This is a genomic window from Kutzneria sp. 744 (assembly GCF_000568255.1).
In the GTDB taxonomy this organism is placed as follows: domain Bacteria; phylum Actinomycetota; class Actinomycetes; order Mycobacteriales; family Pseudonocardiaceae; genus Kutzneria.
Genome location: NZ_KK037166.1, coordinates 11,098,082 through 11,118,161, shown reverse-complemented (window position 1 = coordinate 11,118,161; position 20,080 = coordinate 11,098,082). Strand labels below are relative to the sequence as shown.

Annotated in this window: 22 protein-coding genes; 14 read left to right on the top strand and 8 right to left on the bottom strand. The window is 70.4% G+C overall.

The genetic code is table 11. From position 1 onward, the window contains the following. Positions 1 to 62 precede the first annotated feature (62 nt). Positions 63 to 329, top strand: coding sequence for a DUF6247 family protein (locus KUTG_RS50390; RefSeq protein WP_043727127.1), 267 nt, complete (start codon positions 63 to 65; stop codon positions 327 to 329). Positions 330 to 530: 201 nt separating this feature from the next. Here KUTG_RS50390 and KUTG_RS50385 read toward each other — a convergent pair whose 3' ends face one another. Continuing rightward, complete coding sequence (locus KUTG_RS50385) at positions 531 to 1,367, bottom strand: SDR family NAD(P)-dependent oxidoreductase (protein ID WP_043727124.1); 837 nt, start codon at positions 1,365 to 1,367, stop codon at positions 531 to 533. Between the two features lie 37 nt (positions 1,368 to 1,404). On the opposite strand from KUTG_RS50385, the gene KUTG_RS50380 reads away from it, so the two are divergent. The 5 genes from KUTG_RS50380 to KUTG_RS50365 all read left to right on the top strand — a co-directional run bounded on the left by KUTG_RS50380 (position 1,405) and on the right by KUTG_RS50365 (position 4,706). Further along, entirely contained in the window at positions 1,405 to 1,842 is a 438-nt protein-coding gene (locus KUTG_RS50380; RefSeq protein WP_052396407.1) for a MarR family winged helix-turn-helix transcriptional regulator, read from the top strand. A gap of 120 nt (positions 1,843 to 1,962) precedes the next feature. Continuing rightward, positions 1,963 to 2,409 (top strand): VOC family protein, encoded by a 447-nt coding sequence (locus KUTG_RS50375; RefSeq protein WP_043727123.1) that lies wholly within the window; start codon positions 1,963 to 1,965, stop codon positions 2,407 to 2,409. 2 nt (positions 2,410 to 2,411) lie between these two features. Next, positions 2,412 to 2,564, top strand: a complete 153-nt coding sequence (locus KUTG_RS62730; RefSeq protein WP_198047650.1) for a hypothetical protein — start codon at positions 2,412 to 2,414, stop codon at positions 2,562 to 2,564. Further along, the gene (locus KUTG_RS50370; protein ID WP_232241376.1) at positions 2,561 to 3,913 is read left to right on the top strand and encodes a dihydrolipoyl dehydrogenase family protein; all 1,353 of its coding nucleotides are present in this window, start codon (positions 2,561 to 2,563) and stop codon (positions 3,911 to 3,913) included. Before KUTG_RS62730 ends, KUTG_RS50370 begins: the two co-directional genes overlap by 4 nt. A gap of 43 nt (positions 3,914 to 3,956) precedes the next feature. Next, positions 3,957 to 4,706, top strand: a complete 750-nt coding sequence (locus tag KUTG_RS50365; RefSeq protein WP_043727122.1) for an SGNH/GDSL hydrolase family protein — start codon at positions 3,957 to 3,959, stop codon at positions 4,704 to 4,706. On the opposite strand, the gene KUTG_RS50360 is transcribed toward KUTG_RS50365, so the two are convergent. Beyond that, on the bottom strand, positions 4,692 to 5,105 hold the full coding sequence (locus KUTG_RS50360) for a low temperature requirement protein A (protein ID WP_198047649.1): 414 nt from the start codon (positions 5,103 to 5,105) through the stop codon (positions 4,692 to 4,694). The two genes, KUTG_RS50365 and KUTG_RS50360, sit on opposite strands and share 15 nt — an antisense overlap. Positions 5,106 to 5,469: 364 nt before the next feature. Beyond that, the gene (locus KUTG_RS50355) at positions 5,470 to 6,102 is read right to left on the bottom strand and encodes a DUF4360 domain-containing protein (RefSeq protein WP_043727117.1); all 633 of its coding nucleotides are present in this window, start codon (positions 6,100 to 6,102) and stop codon (positions 5,470 to 5,472) included. A gap of 408 nt (positions 6,103 to 6,510) precedes the next feature. On the opposite strand from KUTG_RS50355, the gene KUTG_RS50350 reads away from it, so the two are divergent. The 3 genes from KUTG_RS50350 (at position 6,511) to KUTG_RS50340 (ending at position 10,658) form a co-directional block, all read left to right on the top strand. After that, the gene (locus tag KUTG_RS50350; protein WP_043733642.1) at positions 6,511 to 6,942 is read left to right on the top strand and encodes a Fur family transcriptional regulator; all 432 of its coding nucleotides are present in this window, start codon (positions 6,511 to 6,513) and stop codon (positions 6,940 to 6,942) included. Between the two features lie 30 nt (positions 6,943 to 6,972). Continuing rightward, on the top strand, positions 6,973 to 9,177 hold the full coding sequence (gene katG, locus KUTG_RS50345) for a catalase/peroxidase HPI (RefSeq protein WP_043727115.1): 2,205 nt from the start codon (positions 6,973 to 6,975) through the stop codon (positions 9,175 to 9,177). Between the two features lie 80 nt (positions 9,178 to 9,257). Continuing rightward, a complete protein-coding gene (locus KUTG_RS50340) occupies positions 9,258 to 10,658 on the top strand; it encodes an amidase family protein (protein ID WP_369794607.1) in 1,401 nt (466 codons plus the stop codon). Here the strand turns inward: KUTG_RS50340 and KUTG_RS50335 are convergent. After that, positions 10,649 to 11,296, bottom strand: a complete 648-nt coding sequence (locus tag KUTG_RS50335; RefSeq protein ID WP_043733641.1) for a hypothetical protein — start codon at positions 11,294 to 11,296, stop codon at positions 10,649 to 10,651. The two genes, KUTG_RS50340 and KUTG_RS50335, sit on opposite strands and share 10 nt — an antisense overlap. Further along, the gene (locus tag KUTG_RS50330; protein WP_043727113.1) at positions 11,293 to 12,081 is read right to left on the bottom strand and encodes a class I SAM-dependent methyltransferase; all 789 of its coding nucleotides are present in this window, start codon (positions 12,079 to 12,081) and stop codon (positions 11,293 to 11,295) included. The genes KUTG_RS50335 and KUTG_RS50330 overlap by 4 nt, the downstream gene beginning before the upstream one ends. Positions 12,082 to 12,412: 331 nt before the next feature. On the opposite strand from KUTG_RS50330, the gene KUTG_RS50325 reads away from it, so the two are divergent. Both KUTG_RS50325 and KUTG_RS50320 read left to right on the top strand, forming a co-directional pair. After that, positions 12,413 to 13,402 (top strand): LacI family DNA-binding transcriptional regulator, encoded by a 990-nt coding sequence (locus KUTG_RS50325; protein WP_043733639.1) that lies wholly within the window; start codon positions 12,413 to 12,415, stop codon positions 13,400 to 13,402. Between the two features lie 75 nt (positions 13,403 to 13,477). Further along, the gene (locus KUTG_RS50320; RefSeq protein ID WP_043727111.1) at positions 13,478 to 15,064 is read left to right on the top strand and encodes a Na+/H+ antiporter; all 1,587 of its coding nucleotides are present in this window, start codon (positions 13,478 to 13,480) and stop codon (positions 15,062 to 15,064) included. Between the two features lie 97 nt (positions 15,065 to 15,161). On the opposite strand, the gene KUTG_RS50315 is transcribed toward KUTG_RS50320, so the two are convergent. Next, positions 15,162 to 15,662: a PDZ domain-containing protein gene (locus KUTG_RS50315; RefSeq protein WP_157495373.1), complete on the bottom strand. Its 501-nt coding sequence runs from the start codon at positions 15,660 to 15,662 to the stop codon at positions 15,162 to 15,164. Positions 15,663 to 15,910: 248 nt separating this feature from the next. Further along, positions 15,911 to 16,078: a hypothetical protein gene (locus KUTG_RS60115; protein WP_157495372.1), complete on the bottom strand. Its 168-nt coding sequence runs from the start codon at positions 16,076 to 16,078 to the stop codon at positions 15,911 to 15,913. A 51-nt stretch (positions 16,079 to 16,129) separates the two neighbouring features. Here KUTG_RS60115 and KUTG_RS50310 point away from each other — a divergent pair, with 51 nt between their 5' ends. Next, positions 16,130 to 16,654, top strand: coding sequence for an alpha/beta hydrolase (locus tag KUTG_RS50310; RefSeq protein WP_157495371.1), 525 nt, complete (start codon positions 16,130 to 16,132; stop codon positions 16,652 to 16,654). Positions 16,655 to 17,067: 413 nt separating this feature from the next. Beyond that, complete coding sequence (locus tag KUTG_RS50305; RefSeq protein WP_052396406.1) at positions 17,068 to 18,141, top strand: GlxA family transcriptional regulator; 1,074 nt, start codon at positions 17,068 to 17,070, stop codon at positions 18,139 to 18,141. Positions 18,142 to 18,237: 96 nt separating this feature from the next. Here KUTG_RS50305 and KUTG_RS50300 read toward each other — a convergent pair whose 3' ends face one another. Next, positions 18,238 to 19,044: an SAM-dependent methyltransferase gene (locus KUTG_RS50300; RefSeq protein WP_043727107.1), complete on the bottom strand. Its 807-nt coding sequence runs from the start codon at positions 19,042 to 19,044 to the stop codon at positions 18,238 to 18,240. A 110-nt stretch (positions 19,045 to 19,154) separates the two neighbouring features. Here KUTG_RS50300 and KUTG_RS50295 point away from each other — a divergent pair, with 110 nt between their 5' ends. Further along, a complete protein-coding gene (locus KUTG_RS50295; RefSeq protein WP_043727105.1) occupies positions 19,155 to 20,024 on the top strand; it encodes a LysR family transcriptional regulator in 870 nt (289 codons plus the stop codon). Positions 20,025 to 20,080 lie beyond the last annotated feature (56 nt).

The following is a 20,080-nucleotide window of genomic DNA, read 5'->3' as shown; positions in this document are numbered from 1 at the left end:
TCCGTTGCCTCCCGACACCGGTCAGCTAGCGCCACTTTTCCTTGCCCGTTACCGTCCTTGGCATGCTTCCGTCCACCGTGGACATGACGGCCGCCGACCTCTCGGCCGAGCTCTCCGCCCTCGGTCCCGCGCTGCCGCCTCTGCTCCGTCCCGAGTTCGAGAACGAGCTCGCGGTCGTCCGCCGCGAGGCCGCCCGCTCCGGTGACCTCACCAGCACCCGCGTCCTGCTGGCCAAGTGGCGCGGCGTCGCCGCCGCCGAGCAGAAGGACCCCGGCATCTCCCACCGGGTGTTGGCCGAAGCCGCCCAGTTCCTGAACCGCGAGTCCTAGAGCGGCTTCGCCCTGCCGTTGTCTCCCCGCCGGCATTGTCCTAGGCCGACTTCATCCGTCCCGCCGGTCCCTCAACATCGCCAGCGCGCCAAGCACTTCCGCCCTTTCCGCCAATTCCCCACACGTCACCCGCCGTGTCCACGAACGGACGACAACCCGACGGAGGGCGTGCCGCCGCCGGCACGCCCTCCCCCGCAACACTCACGACACCCAAGCAGCCGTCATGTTCTGGACGGCGGAGCCGTCGAGGTCGGAGAGCTTGGTGGCGCTGAAGGTCCTGGCGTGATCCGAGGTCTGGACGCGGAAGGGAGGCTTGTCGGCGGTGAGAGTGGAGACGATGGATGCGGCGGCGTCGTCGGAGGACTGGGCGGCGGCGAAGGCGCCGCCGATGTGGTCGAGGACGTTGCGGAGCTGGGGAGCGTAGGGGCCGAAGGACTCCAGCTGCGCGGGGTCGAAGGCGACGTTGGTGACGAACTCGCTGGCGACGGCGCCGGGCTCGACGACGGTGACGCGGACGCCGTGGGCGCCGACGGTGGGCGCGAGGGATTCCATGTAGCCCTCGACGGCGAACTTGGCGGCGCAGTAGGACTCGCTGAAGGGCTGCCCGACGACACCGCCGACGCTGGTGACGGTGAGCAGGCGGCCGGCGGAGGCGCGCAGGTGGGGCAGGGCGGGCTTGGTCACGTTGAGCACGCCGAAGAAGTTGACCTCGAACACGGTGCGGACGTCGTCGACGGTCTCCTGCTCCAACGTGCCGAGGTGGCCGACGCCGGCATTGTTGATCACGGCGTCGAGACGGCCGTGGTCCCGGACGATGCCCTCGACACAGGCGGAGGCGGCCGCGGCGTCGACGACGTCCAAGGGACGGATGTCGATCAGGTCGACGACGCCGGCCGAGAAGGCGGCGGCGCGCAGTGCCTCGGCCTTGCCGGTGTCGCGCATGGTGGCGACGACCCGCCAGCCGGCCTTGGCGGCGGCGATCGCGGTGGTCAGCCCGATGCCGGAGGATGTGCCGGTGATGAGAACGGTGTCGGTCATGTCGCCCTACTCTCGTTAGTTATCTACCATAACCATTATGCTTCATAACGACCTGGAGGGAGACGTGGCCCTGGACACAACCGCCGAAGTGGTCGGCCTCATCGCCGCCATCACCCGCCGCTACACGGTGGAAGCCCAGGCCGCGGCCGCTCGGCACGGGCTGACCCCGATGCAGGCCAAGGCCCTGCTGGCGGCCCGGACGCCGGTGCCGATGCGCCGCATCGCCGAGGTGCTGCACGCCGAGCCGTCCAACGTCACGCCGATCGTGGACAAGCTGGCCGAGTCCGGGCTGCTGGAGCGCCGCCCCAACCCCGAGGACCGCCGCGGCAGGCTCGTGGCGGCCACGGACGAGGGCCTGGCGGTCATCGCCGACCTCGACGACAACATGCCGTTCGCCCGCGATCCCCTGGCCACCCTGCCCGTCGACCAGCGGCGGGAGCTGCGCGACCTGCTCAAGCGCGTGCTCGACGACTAGGGCCCAGGGACCCTGGGGTCCCCGGGACCAGGGTGTTACACGGGTGCGAGGGCCCTCGCCGGGGGCGCAGCCTTGGGCCAGCGGTCATCACGGGATGGCCCCGAAACAGGGAGTCCGACCATGGACATGAAGCTTGAGGTCGTGGTTCTGCCCGTCTCCGACGTCGACCGGGCCAAGGCCTTCTACACCCGGCTGGGCTGGCGCGAGGACGCCGACTTCCCCGGCAAGGACGGCTTCCGCGTGATCCAGCTGACGCCGCCCGGGTCGAAGGCCTCGGTGATCTTCGGGGCCAAGATCAGCAGCGCGCGGCCGGGCTCCGCCCAGGGCCTGCACCTGGTCGTGGACGACATCGAGAAGGCCTACGCCGAGCTGACCGGCCGGGGCATCGAGGTCAGCGAGGTGTTCCACGACGCCGACGGCGTCTTCCACCACGCCAACGGGGAGAAGGACGTCGCCGGCCCGGACCCGGAGCGCCGCACTTACTCCTCGTTCGCCCGCTTCAGCGACCCCGACGGCAACGAGTGGGTCCTGCAGGAGATCACCAGCCGCCTGCCCGGTCGGGAGTGACGATGAGCGCGACGTACGAGGACTCGACGGAGCTGGCCGAGGCGCTGCGGCGGGCCGCCGCGGCGCACGGCGAGCACGAGAAGCAACTCGGCCATGAGGACGCCGACTGGCCGTCGTGGTATGCCCAGTACCTGGTTCAGGCGCAGCAGAAGTGAACGCCGGCAGCCGATTCGACGCGATGGTCCTCGGGGGTGGTGCGCCCGGAGAGCACTGCGCGGCCGCCATCGCCGAGGGCGGTCTGCGGGTGGCCATCGTGGAGCGGGAGCTGCTCGGCGGCGAATGCTCGTACTGGGCCTGCATCCCGTCCAAGACACTGCTGCGCCCCGGCGAGGCCGTCGCCGGGACGCGGCACGTGCCGGGCGCGCGGGAGGCGGTGACCGGTCCCGTCGACGCGGCCGCCGTGTTGGCGTGGCGGGACTTCATGGTCTCCTCCTACGACGATGCCGGCCAGCAGAAGTGGGCCGAGGGCGCCGGCATCGAGGTGCTGCGCGACACGAACCGGCTGGCCGGCCCGCATACGGTGGCGGTCGGCGACCGCACGTTCACGGCCGAACATATCGTCATCGCCACCGGCTCGGACCCCGTGATCCCGCCCGTTCCCGGCCTTCGTGAACTGCACGGAGTGTGGACCAACCGCGAGGCCACCGGGACCAAGGAGATCCCGCGCCGTCTGCTGGTGCTGGGCGGCGGCCCGACCGGCGTGGAGCTGGCCCAGGCGTTCCACCGCCTCGGTTCGCAGGTGACGCTGGTCGACGGGGCCGACCGGGTGCTCCCTCGCGAGCCCAAGGCGCTGGGCGAGGCCCTGGCCGAGGCGTTGATCGCCGACGGTGTTGAGCTGGTGCTGGGCCAGCACGCCAGCGGGGCTCGCATGGAGGGCGACGAGTATGTGCTGGACCTGCCCGACGACACCCAGCTCCGCGCGGACAAGCTGCTGGTCGCCACCGGCCGCAAGCCTAGGGTGGCGGGCATCGGCCTGGAAACCGTTGGCGTGGAAGCGAATCCGCACGGCATCCCCGTCGATGACCGGATGTCGGCCGGCGACGGGCTGTGGGCCATCGGCGACGTCACCGGGCAGTGGAACCTCACGCACGTCGGCGAGTACCACGGGCGGATCGTGGCCTCGAACATCCATGGACGCCCGCGGACGATCAACTACGACGCCGTGCCGCGCGTGGTGTTCACCGACCCGCAGGCCGCCGCCGTCGGAGCCGCCGAGGGGACGTTCACGTCGACCATCCAGCTCTCCGGCGTGCCACGAACCTCCACCTACACGCGGGCCTACGACACGACTCCCGGGTTCCTCACGCTGGTTTCCGACGGCTCGGTGCTCACCGGCGCCTACGCCCTCGGCCCGGAGGCCGGGGAATGGCTCCAGCAGGCCACCGTGGCCATCCGGGCCAAGGTGCCGCTGGAGGTCATGCTCGACGTGATCCAGCCGTTCCCGACGTTCTCGGAGGTGTTCCTGCACGCGCTGCGGGACCTCGATCGGCAGCTGCGGGCCTGAGATTCACCGGTCCGGGTGACATGGTGTGTGGTACTCACATTCCATGCCTGGACTCACGGCGTTGCTGATCGGATCGTTGATCATGACCGGCCCGCACGGGTCGTTCGCGCCGGAGTACGTGGCGCTGGGCGACTCCTACGCGGCGGGGGTGGGCACCTCCGGCTCCACCGGCCAGTGTGGACGGAGCCCGGAGGCCTACCCCAGCCTGTACGCGGCACAGCAGCACCTGGTCAACGCCCACCTCGCGGCGTGCAGCGGGGCCGGCACCGCCGACGTCGTCAACGACCAGCTCGGGGATCTGACTCCGGCCACGTCGCTGGTGAGCATCACCGTCGGCGGCACCGATGTCGGGTTCTCGGACGTGATGACGACGTGCGTGCTCAGCGGCGACGAGGCCTGCGTCGACAAGGTGCGGCAGGCCGAGGTGGTCATCGACGGGCCGCTAGGCGACAGCCTGTCGTCGACGTTCCAGGCGATTCACGCCAAGGCTCCCAATGCCCGGCTGGTGGTGTTGGGATATCCGCATGTTGTAGAGGACAACGGCCCGTGTCCGCTGAGCACGGACAAGCGACGGGCGTTGAACGAGGGCGCCGATCGGCTCGCGGACGTGATGCGGGACCGGGCCGTGAAAGCCGGGGCCGTTTTTGTCGACGCGCGGCCGGCCTTTGCCGGGCACGGCTATTGCGGCCGCGAGGAGTGGATCAACGGCGTGCTGTTCCCGGACGTGTCGGGGTCGTTCCACCCCAACGCGGCCGGGCAGCGCGACGGGTATCTGCCGCTATTGGCCGGCTGACGCGTGGGCGGTGCGCCTGGCCCGCGGCAGGGTCTCGGCGGTCAGCACGAGCGTGATCAGCAACAGCGCGGCGGCCGGCGGCAGTTCGTCGGCGAACACCGTGAGCAGCACCAACACGACGATGTTGGGCGTGAGCCAGCCCAGCACGCGCCGGATCGACCAACGCATGGCCGTCCGCCCGATGACGGCATTGTCGATCAGATAGACGGCCAGCGTGGCCGCGCACAGCCGGAGGAGCTCGCCGGCGTCATGGCCCTCCGCCCCGGCGGCGACCAGGCCGTTGAGGCCGGCGGCGAAGGCGACCAGGGTCACCACCGGCAGGAAGTGCCCGACCACGAAGATCTGCACGGTGAGCCGGTACGACTCGTCGCGGCGGGCGCTCATGGTCTTCTCGGCCACCCAGCCACGGCACATAGGCCAGCGGCGGTTCGAGGAAGATCGGGCCGACCCACAGGACCGCCGAGACCAGCAGCGGCCAGTTCGCCCCGCCGGCCGGCCACTTCCGCCCGGCCACGATCCGGAATACGATCACCGCCAACCGGCACGCGGTGTACGCGCCGGCGAACAGCGCCGGATCCTCGACGACGTAATGGGCCAGCTGGGCGATGAGCACCACGAACGGCAGGTCGTAGAACAGCTCCAGCCAGCCGGCGTGCCGCTCGGAATTCTCCGCCAGGGCGGGATTATGGCCAGCGACCGTGCCCGCCGCGGAACTGAGGGCGGATCCCCGCCGGGAATCCGCCCCCGAGACATGCGGCTCCGGTCAGCACTCCTTCCAGGCGAACTGGTAGATGGTGCTGACGCTGGCGTGCGAGGTGTCCATCTCGATGAAGCTGCCGGCACTGCGGTCCGAGGTGCCGACGCCGGCCCGCAACTCGGCGTTGATGTTCAGATTCCGGTCGACGCCACAGGGGGCGTAGACGAGGGCGGCCACATCGGTGACGTCCTTGGTCTGCCACTGGCCGTCGAACGGGCCGGTCAGCGTGTGCGGAACCCGGGCCGTCGCCGCGGTGCCGGCGAAGTAGTAGTTGGCCTGTTCCAGCGCCGTCGCGCCGGCGGCGAGATGGGCGAATCCGGAGTAGTCGGCCTCCGCGATCGCATAGGTGAAGCCCTGCGGAACGTGGACGAGCACGTTGATCTGGCAATTCTTGCGTTGGTCGATCGCCGAGGCGCCGCCACCCGTGCGGGCGACGAAGTTGTTGTAGGTGACGGTGAACGACGTGTTGTCGGACGAGACCACGGCGGCGGCGTCCGCGGTGCCGGCCGGGCAGCCGGAACCGTTGATGGTCTTGATATCGAGCGTGATCTTTCCGGGCGGCGGCGACGAAGTCTGCGAATCGGTCACGGGTGTGAACAACGACAGGACGAGGCCGGCGATGGCCAACGCACCACGCATAATTCCCTCCGAAATGCGCGACAATTCGGTCGCACTGCGGAGATGAGGCTATATCATTGCCGGAGAATCCGAGCCGACTGAACGGAGTAAAAGGTCGGCGTGCTGCCGCGAAGGGCTCATCGGATGACGGGAGGATGGGCAGTGCCCGCTTATTGACGGTTGCTCGTCGAGACGAATTAACCGCATTCGGCGAGATCGAATTCCCGATCGGGCCGACACCCCGCGGCGGCCGCTGCCGGCCGCTGCGCTAGGTTCAAGATCGACTGGACGGGTCAACCCCGCCGTCGGACGCGATACCCGTCCGATGCGGACGCACTACCCCGTCCGGCCCACTGGCGACACGCCTGTCCACCTGCTAGAAGCCCACAAAAACTTGATTGATTCCAGAAAGTGGGCCAGACTGCCGGCGTGCCCACCTCCTCGGACTACGAGCGGATGCTGCGCCGGGCCGCGCTGCGGGTGACGCGGCCCCGGGTGGCGGTGCTGACCGCGGTGCACGCCCATCCCCACGCCGACACCGACACGATTCTCGGCGCCGTGCGCACGGATGCGGGCGAGGTGTCCCACCAGGCCATCTACGACGTGCTCAAGGTCCTCACCAACGCGCGGCTGATCCGGCGCATCCAGCCGGCCGGCCACGTGGCCCGCTACGAGTCCCGGGTCGGGGACAACCACCACCATGTCGTGTGCCGGGCCTGCGGAGTCATCGCCGACGCGGACTGCGCCGTCGGCTCCGCACCCTGCCTGACCGCCTCCGACGAGCACGGTTTCGTGATCGACGAGGCCGAAGTCATCTACTGGGGCCAGTGCTCCGACTGCGCCGCGGCGCCCATCTCGTAACGCCGTACCTCAAGTTCCGGAAGGATTCCCGTGTCTGACAAGCCCGACGCCGTTGTTGGAGAGATGAACGACCCCAGCGCTGGCGGGTGCCCGGTCACCGGGCGCTTCAAGCACCCCACCGAGGGCGGCGTGAACAGCGACTGGTGGCCCAACCAGCTCAACCTGAAGATCCTGCGCAAGCACCCCGCGGTCGCCAACCCGCTGGGCGAGGAGTTCGACTACGCGGCCGCGTTCGCCTCCGTCGACCTGGACGAGCTGGCCCGCGACGTGGACGCGGTCATCACCACCTCGCAGGACTGGTGGCCGGCGGACTTCGGCCACTACGGCGGCCTGATGATCCGCATGGCCTGGCACAGCGCCGGCACGTACCGCACGCACGACGGCCGCGGCGGCGCGGGCGCCGGCATGCAGCGCTTCGCCCCGCTCAACAGCTGGCCGGACAACGCCAACCTGGACAAGGCCCGCCGTCTGCTGTGGCCGGTCAAGCAGAAGTACGGCCAGTCGATCTCCTGGGCCGACCTGATGGTCTTCGCCGGCAACCGCGCGCTGGAGACCATGGGCTTCAAGACCTTCGGCTTCGCCGGCGGCCGCGCCGACGTGTGGGAGCCGGACGAGGACGTGTACTGGGGCCCGGAGACCACCTGGCTGGGCGACGACCGCTACACCGGCGACCGCGACCTGGAGGCGCCGCTCGCCGCCGTGCAGATGGGCCTGATCTACGTCAACCCCGAGGGCCCCAACGGCAACCCGGACCCGCTGGCCTCGGCCCGCGACATCCGTGAGACGTTCGGCCGGATGGCCATGAACGACGAGGAGACCGTCGCGCTGATCGCCGGCGGCCACACCTTCGGCAAGACACACGGCGCGGCCGACGCGGATGCCAACGTCGGCCCCGAGCCGGAGGGCGCGCCGCTGGAGGAGCAGGGCCTGGGCTGGCGCAACGCCTTCGGCTCCGGCAAGGGCCGCGACACCATCACCTCCGGCCTGGAGGTCACCTGGACCGCCACGCCGGCCCAGTGGGACAACGGCTTCTTCGACAACCTCTTCGGCTACGAGTGGGAGCTGACCAAGTCCCCCGCCGGCGCCAACCAGTGGAAGCCGAAGGACGGCGCGGGCGCGAACACCTTCCCCGACCCGGAGACCGGTGAGCTCAACCGCACGCCCACGATGCTCACCACCGACCTGGCGCTGCGCTTCGACCCGATCTACGAGCCCATCTCGCGCCGGTTCCACGAGAACCCCGACCAGTTCGCGGACGCGTTCGCCCGCGCCTGGTTCAAGCTGACCCACCGCGACATGGGCCCGATCCAGCGCTACCTCGGCCCGCTGGTGCCGCAGGAGGAGCTGATCTGGCAGGACCGCGTGCCGGCCGTCGACGGCGAGCTGATCAACGACGCCGACATCGCCGCCCTCAAGGCGCAGATCCTCGGCACCGGCCTGTCGGTGTCGCAGCTGGTGTCCGTGGCGTGGGCGTCGGCGTCCACGTTCCGTGGCAGCGACAAGCGCGGCGGCGCCAACGGCGCCCGCATCCGCCTTGAGCCGCAGCGCAGCTGGGACGTCAACGAGCCCGACAACCTGGCGCAGGTCCTGCGGGCGCTGGAGGGCGTGCAGTCCTCCTTCGGCAAGAAGGTCTCGCTGGCCGACCTGATCGTGCTCGGTGGCGTCGCCGCCGTCGAGGCCGCGGCCAAGGCCGCCGGTCACGACGTCACGGTGCCGTTCACGCCGGGCCGCACCGACGCGACGGCCGAGCAGACCGACGCCGAGTCGTTCGCCGCCCTGGAGCCCACCGCCGACGGTTTCCGCAACTACCGCGGCAAGGGCAACCGGCTGCCGTCCGAGTACCTGCTGGTCGACCGGGCCAACCTGCTCACGCTGAGCGCGCCCGAGATGACCGTGCTGGTCGGTGGCCTGCGGGTGCTGGGCGCCAACTTCCAGCAGTCCCCGCTGGGCGTGTTCACGTCGAACGTCGGGTCGCTGACCAACGACTTCTTCGTGAACCTGCTCGACATGGGCGTGCAGTGGCGCAAGGGCTCCGACGAGGAGACCTACGAGGGCGTCGACGCCGCCGGCGACGTCAAGTGGACCGGCAGCCGCGTGGACCTGCTGTTCGGCTCCAACTCCGAGCTGCGGGCCGTCGCCGAGGTGTACGCCAGCGACGACGCCAAGGCCAAGTTCGTGGCCGACTTCGTGCAGGCGTGGGCCAAGGTCATGGACCTGGACCGCTTCGACGTCTGAGTGTGACGGTTTTTCGGTCCGGGCCGGCCGCCGCTGCGGCGGCCCGGACCGCTTTGCGCGGGATTCCCTAGGCTGGGCCGGTGAATCTCGACGCGGCGACGATCCCCGACCTGCAGGCTCGGATGGCCGACGGGGCCTTGACCTCGGTGCGGCTGACTGAGGCGTACCTGGAGCGCATCCGGGAGCTGGAGCCGAAGGTGAGCTCCATCGTCTTCCTGGACCCGACCGCGCTCGCCCAGGCCGAGGCTGGCGACGAGCGGCGGCGGTCCGGCCGCGCGCTGGGGCCGCTGGACGGGATTCCCTTGCTGCTCAAGGACAACATCGACACCCACGACATGCCGACGACCGCCGGGTCACGGGCGCTGCTCGGCATGAATCCGCAGCAGGATGCGCCGTTGGTGCGGCGGCTGCGGGAGGCGGGGGCGGTGATCCTGGGCAAGGCGAATCTGTCGGAGTGGGCCAACTTCCGCTCCACGAAGTCGACGTCCGGCTGGTCGGCGGTGGGCGGCCAGACGAACAATCCCCATGTGCTGGACCGGAATCCGAGCGGTTCCTCGTCGGGGTCGGCGGTCGCGGTGGCGGCGGCGCTGGCCCAGGTGTCGATCGGTACGGAGACCGACGGCTCCATCGTGTCCCCGGCCGGCGCCAACGGGATCGTCGGCATCAAGCCGAGCCTGGGCGTGGTCAGCGGGGAGGGCATCGTGCCCGTCTCGCACGAGCAGGACACCGCCGGCCCGTTCGCCCGGCACGTCGTCGACGCCGCCATCACCCTGTCGGTGCTGGCCGGCCGCGACTACGTGCCGGCGTCAATGTCGTTGCAGGGCAGGCGGATCGGCGTGTGGACCATCGCCGGCGTCGAGGAGGTTTGGCAGCACACCTTGGACACCCTTCGCGGCGCCGAGGCCGTTCTCGTCGACGTGGCGGTGCCCAACCTGGACAAGCTCGGCGGCTTCGAATGGTCGGCGCTGGTCGCGGAGTTCAAGCACGACCTCGACGCCTATCTGGCGACCCGGCCGGGCGGACCGCAGACCCTGGACGAGGTGATCGCGTTCAACGAGGACGACCCGGTCGAGCTGTCCGAGTTCGGGCAGGAGCTGTTCTACCAGGCGCAGACCGCCCCGCCGCTCACCGATGCCACGTACCGCCAACAACGGGCCACCGCAAGCGATCTGGCGCGGCACCTCATCGACGATCTGGTCGCCGCCCACCAGCTGGACGCGATCATCGCTCCGACCAACGGCCCCGCCTGGCCCACCGACTACGTTCGTGGCGACGGGTACGAGATCAGCTCGTCCACGCCCGCCGCCGTCGCCGGCTACCCGAGCATCACCGTGCCGGCCGGTTTCGACGGCCCGCTGCCTGTCGGCGTGTCATTCATGGCCGGCAAGGACAAGGACGCGGAGGTCATCGCCCTCGCCACCGCGTTCGAACGCCTCGCCGCGGCCCGGCGGGCACCGCGTTTCCTGCCCACTCACCAATGATCGGTGCAGCACACGACATGCAGTAGTTCCGGCGCGTTTCGACGCTCGACCGGCGAGCCGCTGCCGGACCATATGCCGACGACGATCTCCGCGCAGGTATGGAAGTCCGGGGTCACGTCGAGCAGCTCCGACATCCCGTGGCCTTCGAGTTCGAACGCGTGCCGGCTGCCGGTCAGGAACAGCGTGTCGGCGGCGAGCTTGTGGTGGAGGTGGTCCCGGAACTCGCGGTGGTGCATGCGCAGGTAGTCGGGGCGGCCGAAGGCGGGGAACGGCTTCTTCGGCAGCGTGACCTTCTGCAGGCCGGTCGGCGTGAGGCGGCCCCGGACGTCCTTCCAGCGGGCGGGCCGGAAACCGAGGCTGTGGTGCATCAGCACCAGGTCCAGCTTCCGCTCCAGATAGTCGGGGGCCGCCTGGCAGCCGCTGGCCCGCAGGGGCAGGTACACCAGCGTCCGCGGCGAGCGAGCGGCCAGCCACCAGGCCACCGTGAGGTCGACGACGCCGGCCCGGCTCACCAGCATCTCCGTGCCCGACCAGGCCTCGTACAGCGGGCCGTGGGCGACCGGTTTCGCCGGGTGCATCACCCGGAACGTGTCGGGGCCGAGGCGGACCTCGTTGACGTAGTACTGCCGTTGTCTCATGGCCGCCACACGTCGAGCGCGATGTCGCCGAACCGCTCGTGGAACGGCTGTGGGCCAAGGAGTTCACGCAGCGCCGCCTCGAACTCCTGTGCCCGCTCGCCGAACAGGTGCGGGGCCGAGCTGGACGTCGAGAAGACGGCCGCCACGATGTCGTCGGCGTCGCGCGTGACGGCCGGGCCCGGGAGCTCGATGCGGTGCGGCCCTTGGAATCCCGCCGCCCGGTAGAACTCGCTCTCGCCGCCTGGGGTGCCGTTCGGCAGCGTCCCCTGGCCCGCGCGCTGCACCGGCCCGAGGAAGCTTCGCACCAGCTCACCGATCTCGTCATACGGCACACCACCGTCGATGCCACGATGCGTCGTGGCGTGGACGTGCACCAGGGCCCCGTCCGCGGTCAGCATGCCGTGGGCCGCGGCGGCGACGAGGGCGCGATCCATCCAGTGGAACGACTGGGCGAAGGTGATCAGCCGGAACTCCCCCAGCCCGGCCGGCAGCTCCTCGGCCCGCATCAGCCGCCACTCCACGTTCGCGACGCCGGAACGGGAGGCCTCCTCGATCATCTCCCGGTCGGCGTCGATCCCCACCGCCCGCTCGAACCGGTCGGCCAGGTGCGGCGTGAGCGTTCCCGGCCCGCAGCCGACGTCCAACCACCGGCCCGTTCCGTCCAGACCGAGCTCGTCGGCCAGCGCCGTGCCGAGCGCCGTCGGGTAGGGCGTTCTTCCGCGCGCGTAGTAGGCGGCGCTGCCCGCGAACAGCGTCGCGTCCCACTTCCAGCTCGTGTCGACCACCCGATCAGCCTAGGAACGACCGCCACCGAATTTCGGGCGAACGGGCGCGCCGCGACTCGACTGAACCGGTTCGAACGCCCACGCCAGCGACTGCGAATTGAATGGGGCGGGTAACACAGAGCAATTGTGCAGACCTGGGCCGACAAACGCGCATTTCAGTATCGATTCAGATGTCCTCTACATGCCCGTTCGACGGATTCGACAACCATTTTCAGTGGCCGTTCATCGAATGTTTCGAACGTGTCGAATTGCTTCTTGCACAGGCGGGATCGCGTGTTCTAGCGTGAATAGAACGTCGATGCGCTCCAACCTGTGCGAGGGGACCAATTCCGTGGTGACCATCATCGATGTCGCACGGGCGGCGGGCGTCGCGCCGAGCACGGTGTCCTACGTGCTCAGCGGCAAGCGGTCGATCTCCCCGCAGACCCGCCGGGTGGTGGAGCAGAGCATCCGCAAGCTGGGCTACCACCCGCACGCCGGCGCGAGATCCCTGGCCACCAGCCGCACGAACGTGCTGGCGCTGGTCGCGCCGCTGCGCGAGGACCTGACCGTGATGGACTTCGTGGCCGCGGTGGCCACGTCCGCCCGCGACCGCGACCAGGACCTGTTGCTGCTGACCAAGGACGAGGGCCCGACCGCGCTGCGCCGGGTGATCTCCTCGGCCATCGCGGACGCCCTGATCGTGCTGGACGTGGAGTCGGCCGACCCGCGCCTGCCGACTCTGCTGTCGCTGGGCCGTCCGGTGGTGCTGATCGGCGCCCCGGACCAGACCGCCGGGTTGACCTGCGTGGACCTGGACTACGAGACCGCCGGCGCCCGTTGTGTCGAGCACCTCGCCGACCTCGGGCACCGGTCGATCGCGCTGGTGGGCCCGTCTCCCGCGGCCTACCAGCGCGGCGCCAGCTCCGCCGGCCGATTCCTGCGAGGCATCACCAACGCCGCCAACAGCCACGGCACGCACCTGCGGGCCCGGCCGTGTGCGCCGAACTACGACGCCGTCCGCGACTGCCTGGACACCCTGCTCGCCGGCGAGCCGACCGCGCTCGTCGTGCACAACGAGGCCGTGCTGCCGATCGCGATGGCCGAGCTGCACCGGCGGTGGCTGCGCGTGCCGGACGACCTCTCGGTGGTGGCGGTGTGTTCGGACACCGCGGCCATCAGCGGCGCCGTGCCGCTGACGACCGTCCCCGTCCCGGCGGCGGAGCTGGGCGGGATGGCGGTGGAGATGGTCCTCCGCCAGGTGGCCGGCCACACGCAGCCGGAAATCCGGCTGCTGCCGCCCCGGCTGACGCCCCGGGCGAGCACGGGTCCACGCCTCTGAACCTCCCCGTAACCCTCCACAGTGCACCGAGTGCGTCGACAGGCGGCATGATTACCGCGGTCGAAGGAGGTCGACGTGCTCGGTCTTGAACTCGTGGTGGCGCTGGGCGTGGCGGTGCTGGTGTCCGGTGTGGTCGCGCAGCGCTTCCGGGTCGCGCCGCCGGTGGTGTTGCTGGCCTGCGGGGTGTTGCTGGGGTTCGTGCCGGACGTGCTGAGCGTGCAGCTGCCGTCCGAAGTGGTGCTGCTGCTGTTCCTGCCGGCGTTGCTGTACTGGGAAAGCCTGTCCACTTCGCTCCGCGAGATCCGTAGCAACCTGCGCGGCATCGTGCTCGTCAGCACGGTGCTGGTGGTCGTGACGGCCGGAGCGGTGGCCGCGGCCGCGCACTGGCTGGGCATGGAGTGGGGGCCGGCGTGGGTGCTCGGCGCGGCGGTCGCGCCGACCGACGCCACGACCGTGGGCGTGCTGGCCCGAATGCTGCCGCGCCGGTTGATCACCACGTTGCGGGCGGAGAGCCTGGTCAACGACGGCACCGCTTTGGTGATCTTCGCGCTGGCCGTGGGCATCACCGTCGGCCGGGAGGAATTCACCGTCCCGCACGTGGGCGGGCTGTTCGTGCTGGCCTACGTCGGCGGCATCGCGGCCGGTGTCGTCACGGCGGCGGTGACGATCCCGATCCGCCGGCGGATCGAGGACCCGCTGCTGGGCAACGTGGCGATGATCCTCACCCCGTTCCTGGCCTTCCTGCTGGCCGAGGCCGTCCACGCGTCCGGGGTGCTGGCCGTGGTCACCGTCGGGCTGATCATGAGCCAGGTCATGCCACGCATCGGCCGGGCCGAGACCCGCCAGCTGTCACAGGGTTTCTGGGGCCTGGCCACGTTCCTGCTCAACGGGGCGCTGTTCGTGCTGGTCGGACTGCAGTCGCACGCCGCCGTGCGCGGGCTGGCCAGCGGCAGCCTGCTGCGCGGCCTGCTCACCGTGGCCGTGGTGTGCGTGGTGTTGGTGGCCGTGCGGATCGTGTTCCTGTTCGTCAGCGTCTACATCATCCGGGCCGTCGACCGACGGCCGTCGCAGCGGCTGCGCCGGGTCAGCCATCGCAGCCGCATCGTCAGCGGCCTGTCCGGGTTCCGTGGGGCGGTGTCGCTGGCGGCCGCCCTGGCCGTGCCGGACACCGTCGTGTCCGGGGCGCCCTTCCCCGGCCGGGACATGATCGTGTTCGTCACGGCCGGCGTCATCATCGTGACGCTGGTCGGGCAGGGACTGGTGCTGCCCGGTGTCGTGCGCTGGGCCCACCTGCCCGACGACAACGCCGTGGCCGAGGAACGCCGGCTGGCCCAGCGGATCGCCACCGAGGAGGCGCTGGCCGCCATGCCGATCGTGGCCGACGAGCTCGGCACCGACCCGGACGTCGTCGATCGGCTGAACCGCGAGTTCGAGAAGCATCTTCACGTCCTCCACGACGGCGACGAGGACGAGGCCGACGCCCCCGCGCTGCGTCATGACCAGCACTACACCGCCCTGCGGCTGGCGCTGCTGGCCCGCAAGCGCGCCACCGTCGTGCGGCTGCGGGACGAGAGCCGCATCGACGACACCGTGCTCCGTCAGCTCCAGGCCCGCCTCGACATCGAGGAGGTCCGCCTCTCACAGCGTGAACTGGTGGACTAATTCCCGCGCGGTTGGTGGTTTGAGCCGCCCGGGAGGGGCTATCCTGATCGTGCGGTCCCTGGCCTCCCTCCCCCCTGAGGTCAGGGACCGCCCTGTGTCAGCCGGCGGGGCCGAGGGTCAGCGAACAGACCTCGTACTTGCCCGCTTCGTTGCTGTAGACGTACAGCCGCAGCTTCTCGCCCTCCTTGTGCTCGGCCAGCTCGGCGATGAGCGCGTCGGGGTCGGTCAGCAGCGCGGAGGCGTCGTTGCCCTTGGTGTTGGCCAGGCCGAGGATGGTGTCGTGCTTGCGCAGACCCTCCTTGTAGCCGAGGCCGTTCTTGCCGATCCTGTCGATGATGGTGCCGCCGCCGTGCTCACAGCTGTCGCAGGGCGGGCGCTCCTCCGAGGTCTCGGTGAGGCCGAGCCGAGGGATCGCGCACAGCCCGGACAGGGGGTCGTCGGGGTCGCCGAGCGGGGCCTTCCGCACGCAGGAGTCGGCGGCCGGGCCGTCGTCGCCGCCCGTCGGGGGCGGTGTGATGTCGGCGTGCGCCGACGCGGCGAACACTCCGGTGAGTACGATGGATGCCGCGAGCATCGCGACGGTGCGTCTGGTGGACACACAGGCTCCTATGCAGAGTCGAATGTGGACGGCGCGACGCACCGGGAGCGTTGGCACATCCCCGTTTGCGCCGTGGTTCGCTGCTGATCTGACCATCGGCCACATCGGACACCGGCTCAAGCCGGTTCACCTGTACGTGAGAGCGACTCGCTTTCGGCCACGCCGCCGCTGCGCCGAACGGGTCGCACCTTCAGGCGTGCCAGCGATGCCGCGCGGATGCGTGAGGTGTGCGCCGGGGCGGCGGCGATCTACGAGGCGATCCGGGCGCTGGTCGCGGCGGCCGGGGCCAACGACGCGATGCCGGCCTTCGCGGACGACACCTGGATGCACGGCCGCGTGTCGGGACCGATGACCGAGAACACGCCGGCGCGGCCCTCGCACGCTTGGCGGGCCCTGCGGGTGTACACAGTGGACACTTGCGACCTTCTTCGGGTGTCACCCGAGGGCATGAACTGTTGGGAGGCCGGGTGGTCCGGTTCGGACGCCGTCGTGGCCGTCAGCTGGAGTTGCCCGTCGGTTCTCCCGACGGCCGTCATGTCGCTGTGGTGCAGGCCGGCTCTATCTCCGTCCCCCATGGCACGGTCACCGAGCTGTTGGCCGCATCGTCCGACTGCGGCGGCAATTCCTTCTACCCCCATGGGGCTTTCACCGCGGACGGCGGGTTCTTGACCATCCGGGACGACTACGAGTTGCCGCAGCAGGTGATGCTCGGCGACGAGGTGTTGGCGTCCATCGCCCACCCCGGCACCGACTTCCCGCGTTCCGCCGCCGGCTCCACGGCGGCCCGATCTGGGCGTTCCCGCAACCAGTGGGCCATGTGGCTCAGTTGGGCGCCTCTCCTGGTGTCACGGGGCAATGCCGTGCTGAACCCCAACTGTCGCGGTAGCAGCGGCCGCGGCCAGGCCTTCGCCGAGCACGTGTACGGCGACCCCGCCGTCACCGACTTCCTCAGCCGCGTCGTCGGCTGGTTCGAGCGCCACATGCCCAGTTAGCCGCCCCGACCGCACGGGCGATCGCACACATCCGGCCAGATCACACGCCGACGCCACGAAGAAGGCGGGATTCGCTCTGGCCGGACGCTTATCCCGCCTTTATGCTACGGGAAGTTGAAATGCGAACGTTCTCCTTCACGGCGACCTCACAACGCCGGGCGGAACGGCATTCAACACGGGGTGTTCGATCGCCCAGCGTGCGCCACATGCGCCACGGACACCGCCAATTCGCCGGATGACGTAATGGCCTACCTACACATCCACCGTCGGATGACTGATGCTCATTCCCCGCCCGGATGGGTAGGTTCTCGACAACCCCCGCAAACCCCGTAGGAGCGTGCGCCGATGCGCGACGGTGCGAGAGCGGCCGACGCCGTGCGAGCCTGCGTCGACACCTCGAAAGGACGGCGACCATGGCGACGCCGATGCAGGTGTATCCGGCCTACACCACCTTCGCGACCAGTCACGGCAAGGTATGGCGGGCCAGTCCGCACGGGCAGCAGGCCGTCGTGATGCGCACCGACGCCGGCCGGCCGGCGCTGTCCCGTGGCCGCTACCGGCACGTCATCGCGCTCGTGGCGCCGAACGACGCCGTTTCGCTCGATATCGACGTCGTGCGCCAGGTGTTCGGCCCGAGAGCCAGCGCCGAGTCCGATGTCGCCGGGCAGTACGAAGTCGTGCTGTGCGGCGAGCAGAACGGCGGGGGCGAGTTGGCCCCGCTGGAGACATTGGTTACCGCCGACACCGTCATCGTGCCCGGCGTCGAGAATCCGCTCACGCCGCGCAGCCCGGCGCTCATCGACGCTTTGCGGGCCGCCTATGCAGCCGGCGCGCGAATGGCCGGCTTCGGCACCGGCGCATTCCTGCTCGGCCAGGCGAGAGTGCTCGACGGCCGCCGGGCAACCACACATTGGAAGTACGCCCGCGAATTCCACGAGCTCTTCCCTTCCGTTCGCCTCGACGGCGACCACTCGTACGTCGACGACGAGCGGGTGCACACCGGCGGAGGCATGCTCTCCGGCATCGACCTGGCCCTGCACCTGCTGGCCATGGACGTCGGACGGCCCCGGGCCGAGGCGGTGGGCCGGGCGGTCATCGCCGCCCCCTGGCGCGGCGACGCCCGTTCACGCCGCGACGACGACCGGGAACCCATGGCCACGGTCATGGCCTGGCTGCGTGAGCACCTGCACGAGCCGCTGTCCCTGGCCAAGGTGGCCGAGCAGTCCTACATCAGCGAGCGCAGCCTGGTCCGCAAGTTCCGCGCCGCCACCGGGACCACCATCTTCGACTGGGTCAACCGGGAGCGCATCGACCGGGCCAAGCTGCTGCTGGAGACCACCGACCACCCGGTGGCCGAGATCGCCGCCATGGTCGGCTTCGGCTCGCCGGAGACGCTGCGCCGCAACTTCCAGCGCCACGTCGGCACCACCGCCCGCTCCTACCGGCACAAGTTCCGCCACGCCGCCGCCCGGGCCGACCGCGACTGACCACGGTGCTGCGCCAACACCCCGCAGGCGCAGCACTCCAAAGTGTCTATCGGCTTTCCCGATGGATTAAGCCGTCGTCGCCGATGCCCCGGCGGCCTAGGGCTTGCGGCCGACCCCGACGAAGGCGCCGCTGCGGTCGGGCCGCTCGCCGACGTCCTCGGGCGACTCGGGATGCCACAGGGGCGTGAACACGACGCCGGGGTCGACCACGTCGAAACCCTCGAACAGGCCGGTGATGTCGTCCTTGCTGCGCGGGGTGATGGGGTTCTGGGACTGGGCGTAGAGCCGCATGATCTGGTCCACCTGATCACTGCCCACGTCGCGGGTGAGGTGCGACAGGGCGAAGTAGCTGCCGGCCGGCAGGGCCCGGCGGTACTCGGCCAGCACTGCGTTGGGGTCGACGCCGGCCGGCAGGAAATGCAGCACGGCCACGGCCAGCAGGCCGATCGGGCGGCTGAAGTCCAGCAGCCCCCGGGTCTTCTCGTGGCCGAGGACCGTGGCGTGGTCCTGCAGCTCGGCCTCGATGGCCACCGCGTTGGGGTTGTCCTCCAGGATGAGGTCCGCGTGCGCGACCGCCACCGGCTCGTTGTCCACGTAGACGACGCGGGCGTCCGGGTTGGCGTTCTGGGCGATCTCGTGCACGTTGCCCGCGGTCGGGATGCCCGAGCCGAGGTCGAGGAACTGGTCGATGCCCTGCGCCAGCATGTAGCGCACGGCCCGCCGCAGGTAGGCGCGGTTGAGGAAGGCGAACTCCGGCACGCCCGGCGCCGCCTGCTCGATCTGACGCCCGAGCGCCCGGTCGACCTCGAAGTTGTAGCTGCCGCCGAGGAAGTAGTCGTACAGCCGCGCGGCGCTGGCCTTCTCGATGTCGACGTCCTTGGGGGCCCAGTCCGGTCGCTCCACCCGTTGCCACCTCTTCCTCGAAGTCGCCGACCAGCCTAGTGATCACCGCTGGTGCGTCGACATACCCCGGAACGGGTGATAGGTCACGCTCAGGTGAAATACTGGCCACTGTGGACGCTCGGCAGCTGGAGTACTTCCTGGCAGTGGTCGACCACGGCGGCGTCGGCCGGGCCGCGGCGGTGCTCTACGTGGCGCAGCCGTCGCTGTCGCAGGCGCTGAGGACACTGGAGAAGGACCTGGGGCAGCCGCTGTTCCACCGGATCGGCCGAAGGCTCATGCTCAACGACGCCGGCCGGGCGCTGGTGGAGCCGGCGCGGCAGGTGGTCCGGGGGCTGGCGGCGGCGCGGGCCAGCGTCGAGTCGGTGTCGGGGCTGGCGGTGGGCCGGGTGGAGATGGCGGCGACGCCGTCACAGGCGGTGGAGCCGCTGCCCAGCCTGATCGGGGCGTTCACGGCGAAGCATCCGGGCATGTCGGTCGCGGTGCGGGCGGCCTTCACGGCGTCTTCGGTCATCGACATGGTGCGGGCCGGCGCGGTGGAGGTGGGCCTGCTGGCCTCGACGGAGGAGCCGAGGGCCGCCGGCGTGCACTTCACGTCGCTGGGGCGCCAGCGGTTCGTGCTGGTCACGCCGCCGGACGGCCCGTTCCCGGCCGGGCACGTCGTTCGGCACGAGGAGCTGGCCGGCCACCGGCTGATCGTGGGCCAGGTCGGCAGCGGCATGCGGCGGCTGGTGGACCGGATCCGGGACAGCGGCGTCGACCTCGCGGCCGTGGTGGACACCGAGCACCGGGAGGCGATCCTGCCGCTGGTGCTCAACGGCACCGGCATGGCCGTGCTGTCGGACGCCTGGGCCGGGCTGGCCCTGCGCAGCGGGGCGCGGGTGCACGACCTGGAGCCCGAGGCGTACCTGCACATCTCGCTGGCCACGAGGTCGGCCGGGCTGAGCCCGGCGGCCGCGGCGTTCATGGCCATGCTCTCATAGGCAACGCCTATCACGCGGGCTGGGATCCGGTCTTGGACCGCGCGTCGGCAGTGGTG